General features: G+C 71.0%; 8 protein-coding genes. 3 read left to right on the forward strand and 5 right to left on the reverse strand.

The genetic code is table 11. The features are described 5' to 3' along the window. Positions 1–46: 46 nt before the first annotated feature. From BLV05_RS24955 to BLV05_RS24965, 3 genes are all read right to left on the reverse strand, one after another. Complete coding sequence (locus BLV05_RS24955) at positions 47–2935, reverse strand: vitamin B12-dependent ribonucleotide reductase (protein WP_046767660.1); 2889 nt, start codon at positions 2933–2935, stop codon at positions 47–49. Between the two features lie 74 nt (positions 2936–3009). Then, the gene (gene nrdR, locus BLV05_RS24960; protein ID WP_046767659.1) at positions 3010–3579 is read right to left on the reverse strand and encodes a transcriptional regulator NrdR; all 570 of its coding nucleotides are present in this window, start codon (positions 3577–3579) and stop codon (positions 3010–3012) included. 891 nt (positions 3580–4470) lie between these two features. Beyond that, positions 4471–4929 (reverse strand): LysM peptidoglycan-binding domain-containing protein, encoded by a 459-nt coding sequence (locus BLV05_RS24965; protein WP_082155054.1) that lies wholly within the window; start codon positions 4927–4929, stop codon positions 4471–4473. Between the two features lie 202 nt (positions 4930–5131). Between BLV05_RS24965 and lexA the strand changes: the two genes are divergently transcribed. Continuing rightward, a complete protein-coding gene (gene lexA / locus BLV05_RS24970) occupies positions 5132–5857 on the forward strand; it encodes a transcriptional repressor LexA (protein WP_231948603.1) in 726 nt (241 codons plus the stop codon). Between the two features lie 105 nt (positions 5858–5962). Here lexA and BLV05_RS24975 read toward each other — a convergent pair whose 3' ends face one another. Then, positions 5963–7933 carry an ATP-dependent DNA helicase gene (locus tag BLV05_RS24975; RefSeq protein WP_231948604.1) on the reverse strand — a complete coding sequence of 657 codons (1971 nt, stop codon included), beginning with the start codon at positions 7931–7933 and terminating at the stop codon, positions 5963–5965. 340 nt (positions 7934–8273) lie between these two features. Here BLV05_RS24975 and BLV05_RS24980 point away from each other — a divergent pair, with 340 nt between their 5' ends. Continuing rightward, positions 8274–10118, forward strand: coding sequence for a S9 family peptidase (locus BLV05_RS24980; RefSeq protein ID WP_046767656.1), 1845 nt, complete (start codon positions 8274–8276; stop codon positions 10116–10118). Positions 10119–10215: 97 nt separating this feature from the next. Beyond that, complete coding sequence (locus tag BLV05_RS24985) at positions 10216–11379, forward strand: DUF5005 domain-containing protein (RefSeq protein WP_046767655.1); 1164 nt, start codon at positions 10216–10218, stop codon at positions 11377–11379. A 21-nt stretch (positions 11380–11400) separates the two neighbouring features. On the opposite strand, the gene hflX is transcribed toward BLV05_RS24985, so the two are convergent. Further along, positions 11401–12873 carry a GTPase HflX gene (gene hflX / locus BLV05_RS24990; RefSeq protein WP_046767654.1) on the reverse strand — a complete coding sequence of 491 codons (1473 nt, stop codon included), beginning with the start codon at positions 12871–12873 and terminating at the stop codon, positions 11401–11403. Positions 12874–13060: the final 187 nt, after the last annotated feature.

A 13060-nucleotide genomic window follows, 5' to 3' on the forward strand; every position in this document is an offset into this window, starting at 1 on the left:
CGGCCGCGGGGATTCGTCCCCGCGGCCGCCGGCGTGTGTGCGTATGTCAGCTGCAGCCGCTGGTGGAGCCGCAGCCCTCGCAGACGTAGCAGCTGCCGGCCGGGCGCATCTTCGTGCCGCAGGTGAAGCAGAGCGGCGCGTCGGTGCTGGTGCCCTGGATGACCTCGAGCAGCTCGGCCGACGTGTGGGCCTCGACCGGAGCGGGCCGGGCGGAGGCGACCTCGGCGGCCGGGGCCGGCTTGGCCAGTGCGGCCTCGACCTTAGGCGTCACGGGCGCCGACTGACGGAACGTGTCGACGTCGACGTCGACATCCTCGACCGGGGCGTAATCCCCCGTGTCGAGCTGGCGGGCCCGCTCGGTCGCCGTGTAGATGCCGAGCGCGGCGCGCGACTCGAACGGCAGGTGGTCCAGGGCGAGGCGACGGAAGATGTAGTCGACCACGCTCTGCGCCATGCGCACGTCCGGGTCGTCGGTCATGCCCGACGGCTCGAAGCGCATGTTGGTGAACTTCTCGACGTACGTCTCCAGCGGGACGCCGTACTGCAGCGCGATGGAGATGGCGATCGAGAACGCGTCCATGATGCCGGCCAGCGTGGAGCCCTGCTTGCCGAGCTTCAGGAAGACCTCGCCGAGGCCGTCGTCGGGGTAGGAGCCCGCCGTCATGTAGCCCTCGGCGCCGCCGACCGTGAACGAGGTGGTGCGGCTCGGCCGCGTCTTCGGCAGCCGCTGGCGGGTCGGCCGGTACTCGACGACGACGTCCTTCTCGGCGTCCTTGTCGAACGCCTTGTCCGCACCCTTCGCCTTGGCGTCGGACAGCGGCTGGCCGACCTTGCAGTTGTCGCGGTAGACGGCGAGCGCCTTGAGGCCGAGCTTCCAGCCCTGCAGGTAGACGTCCTCGATCTCCTCGACGGTGGCCGACTCGGGCATGTTGACCGTCTTGGAGATGGCGCCGGACAGGAACGGCTGGACGGCGGCCATCATGCGCACGTGGCCCATCGGCTCGATGGCCCGCGGCTGGCCGGCGGCGCAGTCGAACACCTCGTAGTGCTCGGGCTTGAGGCCGGGCGCGTCGACGACGTTGCCGTGCTCGGCGATGTACTCGACGATCGCCTCGATGGTCTCGTCGGCGTAGCCGAGCTTCTTCAGCGCCTTCGGGACCGTCAGGTTGACGATCTGCATGGAGCCGCCGCCGACCAGCTTCTTGAACTTGACCAGCGAGAAGTCGGGCTCGATGCCGGTCGTGTCGCAGTCCATCATGAAGCCGATGGTGCCGGTGGGCGCGAGCAGCGACGCCTGGGCGTTGCGCCAGCCGTTCTTCTCGCCGATCTTGTTGCCCTCGGCCCACACCTTCGTGGCGAGGCTGCGGACGTCGGCGTCGAGCGAGGCGACCGTACGGAGGTCGTCGGTGGCGGCGGCGTGCTTGCGCATGACCCGGGCGTGCGCCTCGGCGTTGCGGGCGAAGCCGTCGTACGGGCCGACGACGCCGGCCAGCTCGGCGGAGCGCTTGTAGGCGGCGCCGGTCATCAGCGACGTGATCGCGGCGGCCAGCGCGCGGCCGCCCTCGGAGTCGTAGGCCAGGCCGGACGCCATGAGCAGCGCGCCGAGGTTGGCGTAGCCGATGCCGAGCTGACGGTAGGCGCGGGTGGTCGCGGTGATCGCCTCGGTCGGGAAGTCGGCGAACGTGATCGAGATGTCCATCGCGGTGATGATCAGCTCGACGGCCTTGGCGAACGTCGCGCCGTCGAAGCTCCCGTCGGGCCGCAGGAACTTCATCAGGTTGAGGCTGGCGAGGTTGCAGCTGGAGTTGTCGAGGCTCATGTACTCGGAGCACGGGTTCGACGCGGTGATGCGGCCGGTCTCGGGGTTGGTGTGCCAGTCGTTGATGGTGCCGTCGTACTGGATGCCGGGGTCGGCACACTCCCACGCCGCCGTAGCCATGTCGCGGAACAGCTTGCGGGCGTCGATGGTCTCGATGACCTCGCCGGTCATGCGGGCGCGCAGGCCGAACTCGCTGCCGTCCTCGACCGCGCGCATGAACTCGTCGTTGACGCGGACGGAGTTGTTGGCGTTCTGGTACTGGACCGAGACGATGTCGGCGCCGCCGAGGTCCATGTCGAAGCCGGCGTCGCGCAGGGCGCGGATCTTGTTCTCCTCGCGGGCCTTCGTCTGGATGAACTCCTCGACGTCGGGGTGGTCGACGTCGAGCACGACCATCTTGGCCGCGCGCCGGGTGGCGCCGCCGGACTTGATCGTCCCCGCCGACGCGTCGGCACCGCGCATGAAGCTGACCGGGCCGGACGCCGTCCCGCCGGAGGACAGCAGCTCCTTGCTGGAACGGATGCGCGAGAGGTTGAGGCCGGCGCCGGAGCCGCCCTTGAAGATCATGCCCTCTTCGCGGTACCAGTTGAGGATCGAGTCCATGGAGTCGTCGACCGAGAGGATGAAGCACGCCGACACCTGCTGCGGCGACTTCGTGCCGACGTTGAACCACACCGGCGAGTTGAAGCTGAACACCTGGTGCAGCAGCATCCAGGTGAGCTCGTGCTCGAACACCTCGGCGTCGCCGGGCGAGGCGAAGTAGCCCTCGTCCTCACCGGACGTCCGGTACTTGTTCACCACCCGGTCGATGAGCTGGCGCAGGCTCCACTCGCGCACGTCGGTGCCGACGGCGCCGCGGAAGTACTTCGTGGTGACGATCGTCGACGCGTTCAGCGACCAGAAGTCGGGGAACTCGACGCCCTTCTGCTCGAAGACGGTCTCGCCGGTCTTCCAGTTCTGCTGGACGACGTCGCGGCGCTCCCACGTCACCTCGTCGTACGGGTGGACGCCGGCGGTCGTGTAGATGCGCTGGACGCTCAGCCCGCGCTTCTTCGACCGTCCGCCCGGCTTACTCCCCGCGCTGTTGCGGCTCGGCCCGCTCACCGTCTCCGTCATGGACCTTCCTCACTTCCCCCGGCTTGCCCGTGTGTCCGGGCCTGTTCATTCGGTTGTCGTACTGGACTGCTGGCTCACGGTTCCGCGACGGTCAGGGTGGAGTCCTGCTGGCGGCCTTCGCCGCCGTCCCCGTCGGACTCGCCCGACCGGTCCGTCTCGCCGGTCTCGCCCGCCTCGTCGCGGTGATGCTGGGACCGCTCGCGGTCGGCCCGCAGCGTCGCGATCTCGTTCTCGAAGTCGGCCAGAGTGTCGAAGTCGCGGTACACGCTGGCGAAGCGCAGGTACGCGACCTCGTCCAGCTCGCGCAGCGGGCTCAGGATGGCCAGGCCCACCTCGCGGCTGGGGATCTCCGCGCTCCCCGACGCGCGGAACTGCTCCTCGACCCGCTGGGCCAGCCGGGCGAGCGCGTCCTCACTGACGCCTCTGCCCTGGCACGCGCGGCGCACCCCGGCGATGACCTTCTCGCGGCTGAACGGCTCGGTGACCCCGGACCGCTTCACCACCGCGAGCGTCAACTGCTCGACGGTCGTGAACCGGCGTTCGCAGGCGAGGCACTGCCGCCGGCGGCGGATGACGGTGCCCTCGTCAGCGGTACGGCTGTCGACCACCCGGCTGTCGGCATGACGGCAGAACGGACAGTGCATGGGGCACCTCCTCGACGCTGGACCTGTGGACGAGATGGGGACAACTTGTGCACTCTCGACCACTACCTGTGGACAGCTTACACCTGTGTAACTACTAGATATAGGGGTACGGTACGTCGGCCGGAGGGGCGTCTGCAACCGAATCGCCTCAGTCGCGGGAGGGTGTTTCAAAGCCGCAGGTCATGGATGAGTCGATCAAGTGCGTCGGCGCGTCGCGGGGTTCCGCTGTGAGCTGAACCTGTTGGTCGGCTGGGTGGTGGTGGTTGGCGGTTGTCGCAGGCCAGTGCTTGTTTTGGGGGCCGCCCTGCTGGTTCGAGTCGAGGAGTGCGCTGGTGGGGTGTGGGTTGTGGATGACGGCGCGTGGGCGGGCTGTGGAAGAACGGAGCGACCACAAGATGTGGGGTGGCTCGTTGCTGCCCCGCCCATGATCATGTTCCCTGGCGGCGCCTCAGCGACCGCTAGGGAACATGATCATGGGCGGGTGCGGCCAGCAGAGCTCAACCAGAGCGGAGTCGGTCGCCGGCGACCAGCGGCCCGAGGCGGCCAGCGGACACCGACGCACAGCGGAGCCGGTCGCCCAAAAGGGTGGCAACCGTGAGAGGCCGGCGGAGAGCAAACAGTCAGCGGGCCTGAAAGCCCGGTCCACTTTCGGAAGGCCCCCTGATGGCTGTTCGAACGAGGGCGCGGCGGCGCGGGTCAAGCGGTCAACGATGGCGCGAAGCGCCCAACAGTCCGCTTGAGGCGCGCCGCCGCGCCCTCGACCATCGAACAGCAGGGGCCGAAGACCAACGGTTCAAACCCGGCCGACGGTCGACGACACGCCGGCGGACGTGGGGGCATGGAGGCGATGCCCGTCCACGACCGCCCGGCGTGTCACGACCGGGGACCGGGTCAGTGCGCGGACGGGACCTGGATGAGGTCGCCGGGGCGGATGTCGGCGGCGGAGGAGATGCCGTTCAGCTCCATGATGGCGGCGACGGTCTCGCGCGGGTCGGCCGTGGGCGAGACGTCGGTGGCGAGCTCCCAGAGGGTGTCGCCGCCGCGGACCTCGACCGTCGTGACGACGGGGGCGCCGCCCGGGGACTCGGCGCCGCCCCAGGGGCGGACGAACGCCAGGACGCCGGCGACGAGCAGGAGCAGCCAGACCAGCCCGACCACGACACGCCCACGCCGGGTGAGCCGCGAACCGTGCAGCGAGGGCTCGGCCGACGTCGCGCACGGGACGGGCGTCGGGCGCCCGGCGGGACGCCGGCGCGCGACGTGGCGGAGCGGCGGAGCGTCGGGGCGCTCGGGCTCGATCACCACGCGAGCACGGGTCTCGAAAGGCGGGATGTAGGTCGTCGTCGCCATGGTCAGCCTCCGGTCTTGTCGCACAACCGTTCGATAGAACGACTGTACGAATAGTTGTACACGCTGCCACTGACAGAGTCGAGACACGTTCGAACAGATGTTTGATCGTGTCTTGCATTCCAGCTACTGTGGCCACATCAATCGACCCTGCGACGCGTTTTCGAACGCCGTCGCAACGAACGACATAGCCGGAGGTGGCGTGGTGGCCAACAACGACGACGAGGAGCGCGGTGAGGCAGCCGTCGCGTCGGTGCACAGCTTCCCGGAGACCCACCAGCATCCCGCCGACCTGACGGTGCGGCAGCGCAAGGTGCTCGAGGTCATCCGCGAGTCCGTGGGCCGTCGCGGCTACCCGCCCAGCATGCGCGAGATCGGCCAGGCCGCCGGCCTGTCCAGCCCGTCCAGCGTCGCCCACCAGCTGGGCGTGCTCGAGACGAAGGGCTACATCCGCCGCGACCCGCACCGCCCGCGCGCGCTCGAGGTGCTCCCGCCGGGGACGGCGCCGGGCGACTTCACCCGGCAGATGATGGAGCACGAAGAGAGCACCCTGCCGACGCCGTCGTACGTGCCGATGGTGGGACGCATCGCGGCGGGCGGTCCCGTGCTCGCCGAGCAGGCAGTGGAAGACGTCTTCCCGTTGCCGCGCGAGCTGGTCGGCGAGGGCACCTTGTTCATGCTCCGCGTCGTCGGCGACTCGATGGTCGACGCGGCCATCTGCGACGGCGACTGGGTGGTCGTCCGCCAGCAGCCGGTGGCCGAGAACGGCGAGATCGTCGCGGCGATGATCGACGGCGACGCGACGGTGAAGACTTTCAAGAAGCGCGACGGCCATATCTGGCTGCTGCCGCACAACGCCGAGTACGAGCCGATCGACGGCGACGACGCCACGATCCTCGGCCGCGTGGTCGCGGTCATGCGCCGCATCTGAGGGGAACGAGCCGGCACCGGCCGGGGCGTCCAGGCCACCAAGCGCCCCGGCCGGTGCTGAACTCGGCCACCGGCCCACCAGCCCACTGGCCCAGCGGCCAGCAGCTCAGGACAACGGCACCGCCAGCCGCTGCAGCGCGCCCGAGACGACCGTCTTGTCGGCCGTGAACCACATCGGCGGCAGCGACGCCCGCAGGTAGCTGCCATAGCGCGCGGTGACCAGCCGCGGGTCGAGCACGGCCACCACCCCGCGATCGGTCGACCGGCGGATCAGCCGCCCGGCGCCCTGCGCCAGCAGCAGCGCCGCGTGCGTCGCCGCCACCGACATGAAGCCGTTGCCGCCCGCCTTCTCGACCGCCCGCTGCCGCGCCGACGACAGCGGCTCGTCGGGGCGCGGGAACGGGATGCGGTCGATGACGACCAGCTGGCACGCCCCGCCCGGCACGTCGACGCCCTGCCACAACGAGAGCGTGCCGAACAGGCAGGTCTTCTCGTCGGCCGCGAACGTGCGCAGCAAAGTCGCCACGACGTCGTCGCCCTGGCAGAGGACGGGGAGGTCGGGCAGCCGTTTGCGCACCGCCTCGGCCGCCTCCTGCGCGGCCCGCCGCGACGAGAACAGCCCGAGCGTCCGCCCGCCGGCCGCCGCCATCAGCTCGACCAGGACGTCGACCGCCTCGGGCCGCAGGCCGTCGCGGCCCGGGCTCGGCAGGTCGCGCGCGACGTAGAGGATGGCCTGCTTGCCGTAGTCGAACGGCGACCCGACGTCGAGCGAATGCCACCCCGGCGCGCCCTCGCCCATCAGCCCGAACGCCCCGGCAGCCGCGTCGAACGAGCCGCCCAGCTCCAGCGTCGCCGACGTCGCGATGACGGTGTTCTGGCCGAACAGCCGCTCGCGCAGCAGCCCGGCCACCGACAGCGGCGCGACCCGCAACGACCGGCCGGTGCGCTCGCGCTCCTCGACCCACAGCACGTCGTGCTCGCCGTTCGCGACCATCCGCTCGGCCGTGCCGTACACGTCGTCGATCATCGTCTTGGCGGCGCGCCGCGACGCCTCGACGTCGGCGGCTCGCTCTTCGCGGGAAGACCCGGCGAACCCCGACTGCACCGCACGGGCGGCGTCGCGCACGCCGGCCAGCGCCGCCAGCAGCCCCTCGGGGACGGTGTCGAGCCGCCCCACCGGCGCGTCGAGCAGCGCGGCCCGCAGGTGCTCCCCCGCGGCGCGCAGCTCCTCGGCGTCGCCGTCGTCGACGTGCGCGCGCGAACGCATCGCCGCGCGGTCGATGACGCCCGGCCACAGGTCGGCCGTGGCGATGCTGGTGACCCGCGCGGCCAGCTCGTGTGCCTCGTCGACCACCACGACGTCGTGATCGGGCAGCACCGGCAGCCCCTCGAGCGCGTCGATGGCCAGCAGCGCGTGGTTGGTGACGACGACGTCGGCGCCGTCGGACCGGGCCCGGGCGACCTCGGCGAAGCACTCCTGGCCGTACGGGCAGCGCGTGGCGCCCAGGCACTCGCGCGACGACACCGAGATCTGCGACCACGCGCGGTCGCTGACGCCGGGTTCGAGCCGGTCGCGGTCGCCGGTGCCGCCGGTGCCGGCCTGCTCCTCGGCCCACTCACGGGCACGCAGCACCTCGACACCCAGCGGCCCGGCGGACAGCTGCTCGACGGGGACCAGCTCGCCCTGATCGTCGGGGGCGCCGTCGCGGACGCGGTGCAGGCACGCGTAGTTGGCCCGGCCCTTGAGCGTCGCCCACTTCGGCGGCCGGCCGAGCAGCGGCTCGGCCGCCTTCGCCAGCGCCGGGAGGTCGCGGTCGACCAGTTGCGCCTGCAGCGCGAGCGTCGCCGTCGCGACGATGACCGGCCCGTCGGACGCGTCGGCATGCAGCAGCGACGGCACCAAGTAGGCCAGCGACTTGCCGGTTCCGGTGCCGGCCTGGACGAGCAGGTGCCGGCCCTCGGCCACCGACTCGCCCACCGCCTCGGCCATCTCGACCTGACCAGGGCGTTCGGTGCCGCCGACGGCCCCGACGGCCGCCGTCAGCAACTTCTCGACCGTCACATCGCCCTGGCTCACTATGTCCCCTCTACGTGTCGGGCCAGGCACCTCAACTCACTGGCTCCGATCCTCTTGCGCCCCGGACCGACGACTCGTGGGAGCCTCCGGCCCCCAGTCGCCGCCGGTATGCCCGGCCCGCCACCGGGCCGACACTACCCGACCGCCGAGCCCGGAAAGCGGTTGTCCACAGCCGCGTCTCGACCCCATGGAGGGATGTGCGAAACCGATGGCGACGGGGGGCCAGAGGCCTCCCTGAGTCATCGGTCCAGGGCGCAGGCCGACAGGAGAGAGTTCGCGATCTTCGCACAACCCGACATCTGAACGATTGATAGTCCGGGGGCCGTGATGGAATGCCGGAATGACGTATGACGCGGTGCCGCTGATCCCCCGGGACATCCTGTTCGGCAACCCCGAACGGATCCTGCCCACGCTGTCGCCCGACGGCTCCCGGCTGGGCTTCGTCGCCCCGGACGAGGGCGTGCTGAACGTCTGGGTCGGCCAGGCCGACGATCCCGCCGCCGCGCGCCCCGTCACCCACGACCGCCACCGCGGCGTGCGCACGTTCATGTTCTGCCACGACGACCGCACGCTGGCGTACCTGCAGGACACCGACGGCGACGAGGACTGGCGGCTCTACGCGCTCGACCTCGAGTCGGGCGAGGCCACGCTGGTCACGCCGCAGAGCAAGGTCACCGCGTACATCCTCGAGCACAACCGCTGGCACCCCACGTCCATGCTGGTCGGGCTGAACGCCGACAACCCCGAGCTGCACGACGTCTACCGGCTCGACCTCGAGACCCGCGAGCTGACCAAGGTCGCCGAGAACCCCGGCTACGCCGGCTGGCTGGTCGACTCCGAGCAGCGCATCCGCGGCGGCATGGCCATGACGGAGGACGGCGGCGGGGTCGTCTACCGGCGCGGTGACGACGGCACCGACGAGCCGTGGTTCGAGATCGGCCCCGACGACATCCTCACCACCGGCGTCGCCGGGCTCAACCGCGCGGGTACGGTCGCCTACCTGATCTCCAGCGTGGGCGTCAACGCCGGCCGGCTGCTCAGCATCGACCTCGCGAGCGGCGACGAGACCGTGCTGGCCGAGGACCCCGAGTACGACGCCGCCGGCATCGCCCAGCATCCCGAGACGCTGGAGCCGCAGGCCGTCACGTTCATCAAGGAGCGCAAGACCTGGACCTACCTCGATCCCGAGTTCGGCGCCGAGGTCGACCGGCTGCGCGAGCGGCTGAACGGCGAGGTCGGCATCTCGCGTGCGGTCCGCGACGACCGCACCTGGCTGGTGCACGACGTGCTGTCCGACGGCCCGGTCCGCTACTACCGGTACGACCGCGACTCCGGCGAGCTGACCTTCCTGTTCTCGCACCGGCCCGAGCTCGACGAGTACGACCTCGCCGAGATGGAGCCGTTCTCGTACACCGCGCGCGACGGCCTGACGGTGCACGGCTACCTGACGTTCCCGCGCGGCGTCGACCGCGCGAACCTGCCCGCGGTGCTCAACGTGCACGGCGGCCCCTGGGCCCGCGACACCTGGGGCTACCATCCCGAGGCGCAGTGGCTGGCCAACCGCGGCTACGTCAGCGTCCAGGTGAACTTCCGCGGCTCCACCGGCTACGGCAAGGCCTTCGGCAACGCCGGCAACAAGCAGTGGGGCGCGGCCATGCACACCGACCTGCTCGACGCCGTCGACCACCTGGTCGGGCAGGGCCTCATCGACCGCGACCGGGTCGGCATCTACGGAGGCTCGTACGGCGGGTACGCCGCGCTGGCCGGCGCCGCGTTCACGCCCGAGGTGTTCCGCTGCGCCGTCGACATGGTCGGGCCGTCGAACCTGCTCACGCTGCTCGCGTCGGTGCCGGAGTACTGGAAGCCGCAGATCGCGATCATGCACACCCGCGTCGGCAACCCCGAGACCGAGCGCGACCTGCTGTGGGACCGCTCGCCGCTGTCGAAGGTCGACCAAATCACCATCCCGGTGCTGGTCGCGCAGGGCAAGAACGACCCCCGGGTGAAGGTCGCCGAGGCCGAGCAGATCGTGGCCGCGCTGGAGAAGAAGGGCCTCGACCACGAGTACCTGCTGTTCGAGGACGAGGGCCACGGCCTCGCCCGGCCGGAGAACCGCGAGCGCTTCTACGCCGCCGCCGAGCGGTTCCTTGCCACCCAGCTGGGCGGACGGGTGCAAGAGGACTGAAATCCGTCGCTGTGCGACATTCGGGCGAGATCTGGACAGAAAGTCATCTAATGACTAGAACTCTTCCATGGCATTTCGTCCGGGTTACCGCCTTGTCATGTCCACCACCCTCGCCCTCACACTGGGCGGCGTCGCCACCGCGTCGGCCGTCCAGTCGCCCGCCGCACCCCCGGCGGCCGACACGTCCACCTCGTCCGCCGCAGGCCAGTGCGCCGAGGTGCCCGCGATCGCCGGCGCCGCACCCGACGCCGCGCTGAACGGCCTGTTCACCACCTACGGCAACGACAACACCGCGCTCGACGACTGGACCGGCGCCGACGGCACCTACTCGATCCCGCTGCAGGACGGCCGGGTCTTCTGGGTCTTCTCCGACACGTTCCTCGGCAAGGTCGACGCCGACGGCGGCCGCTCGCCGGTCACCGACGAGGGCGGCACGACGCCGTTCATCAACAACTCCTTCGTCATCCAGGACGGCGGCGAGCTCGAGACCATCTACAGCGGCGACGCCGCCGACCCCGAGCCGCTGCTGCCGCCCGCCGACGACACGCACTGGTTCTGGGCCGGCGACGCGCACGCGAGCGGCACGGTCATCGAGGGCACGTACCAGGAGTACGAGCGGTTCGGCCCCGGCGACTGGGACTGGCGCTGGCACCGCAACGTCCTGGCCAGGTTCTCGCCGGCCGATCCGGACGAGCCGCTGAGCGTGCACCCGCTCCCGTCGAGCGCCGGCATCTCGTGGGCATCGGCGATCCGGCGGGTCGGCGCCTACACGTACGTCTACGGCGTCGAGGACCTCGGCAGCGAGAAGTACATGCACGTCGCCCGGGTGCTCGGCAACAGCCTGCTCGGCAGCTGGCAGTACCGCACGGCCACCGGCTGGTCGGCGAACGAGATCGACTCCGTGCGGGTGCTGCAGGGCGTGGGCAACGAGTACAGCGTGTCGCGGCACGGCGACCGTTACCTACTGGTCACCCACGACACCACCGTGCCGCTCAGCGCCGAGATCGTCGCCTACGCCTCGTGCTCCCCGTACGGGCCGTTCACCGACAAGACGGTGCTGTACACCACCCCGGAGACCGGCGCGACGGGGAGCTACGGCAACCCGGACGTCTTCACGTACAACGCGCACGCCCACCCGCACATCGGCCGCGACGGTGGGCTGGTCGTCTCGTACAACGTCAACACGTTCGACAACACCGACCACTACGAGGACGTCAGCATCTACCGCCCGCGGTTCATCACCGTGAGCTTCGACGACTGACGTCTCAGCGAGGACCGGCGGTCAGCGCCGCGCGACGGAGTACGGCTCCAGCGCTGCGGCCAGCGCCTCAGGCACCCGGGCACGGACCCGGGTGCCGCCGGCCTCGTGGTCGACCGACAGCACCTCGCCGACGCTGTGCATGCGCGCCACCAGCTCGCCGTGGTCGTACGGCACCAGCGCGTCGACCTCGACCGGCGGCTGCGGCAGCTCGCTCTCGATCAGCGCGCGCAGCTTGTCGACCCCGGCGCCGGTGCGGGCCGAGACGGAGATGGCGTGCGGCTCGTTGCGCAGCAGCCGCGCGACGACCATGGGGTCGGCGGCGTCGGACTTGTTGATGGCGACGACCTCGCGTACGCCGCCGGCGCCGATGTCGGCGAGCACCGCGCGCACCGCGGTCAGCTGGCCCTCGGGGTCGGGGTGCGAGCCGTCGACGACGTGGACCAGCAGGTCGGCGTCGGCCGCCTCCTCGAGCGTCGAGCGGAACGACTCGACCAGCTCGTGCGGCAGGTGCCGGACGAACCCGACGGTGTCGGCCAGCGTGTAGCCGCGGCCCTCCTGCGTCTGCGACCGGCGCACCGTGGGGTCGAGGGTCGCGAACAGCGCGTCCTCGACCAGCACGCCCGCGCCGGTGAGGCGGTTGAGCAGCGACGACTTGCCGGCGTTGGTGTAGCCGACGATGGAGACCGCGGGCACCGCGTGCCGTCGGCGGTCGGCCCGCTTGGTGTCGCGGGCGACGCGCATGCCGGCCAGCTCGCGGCGCAGCTTGGCCACCCGGGTGCGGATGCGCCGGCGGTCGGTCTCGAGCTTCGTCTCACCGGGACCACGGGTGCCGACGCCGCCGCCCGCGCCGCCGGCCCGGCCGCCGGCCTGCCGGGACAGGCTCGCGCCCCAGCCGCGCAGCCGCTGGGAGAGGTACTCCAGCTGGGCCAGCTCGACCTGCGCCTTGCCCTCGCGGCTCTTCGCGTGCTGGGCGAAGATGTCGAGGATCAGCATGGTGCGGTCGACGACCTTGACGCCGACCTTGTCCTCGAGGTTGCGCAGCTGCGATGCCGACAGCTCGCCGTCGACGATGACGGTGTCGGCGCCCTGGGCCTGCACGACCTCGCGCAGCTCCTCGACCTTGCCGGAGCCGACGAACGTGGCAGGGTCGGGCTTCAGCCGGCGCTGGGCGAGCCCTTCGAGCACCTGCGAGCCGGCCGTCTCGGCCAGCGCCGCGAGCTCGGCGAGGGAGTTCTCGGCGTCGGTGAACGACCCGCCGGGCCAGACGCCGACGAGCACGACCCGCTCGAGGCGCAGCCGCCGGTACTCGACCTCGGTGACGTCCTCGAGCTCGGTCGACAGGCCCGCGACCCGCCGCAGCGCACGCCGTGCGTCCAGGTCGAAGTCCCCGGTGGTGTCGCCGTCGAGGTCGTCGAACTCGTCGAGTTCCTCGACCGCCGCCGCCTCGGCGGACTCGTCATAGGGGTTGTATGCCTGGCCTGGACTTTTGCTCAATGCTCCTGCTTTCGCCGAAAGACGTCCTCAGGAGCGACCATAGCTCGACCCGGTGGACGCCGCCCACCGTAATTTCGCCGCAGCGCGCAGGGTGGCGGCCCGTCGTTCGGCCTTGCCCGTGGACTTCTCCTGAGCGCGCCGGGCCACTTCCAGCAGCACGGCCTCGCGCCGCCGCTTCTCCGTTGCA

The sequence above is a fragment of the Jiangella alkaliphila genome, from assembly GCF_900105925.1.
In the GTDB taxonomy this organism is placed as follows: domain Bacteria; phylum Actinomycetota; class Actinomycetes; order Jiangellales; family Jiangellaceae; genus Jiangella; species Jiangella alkaliphila.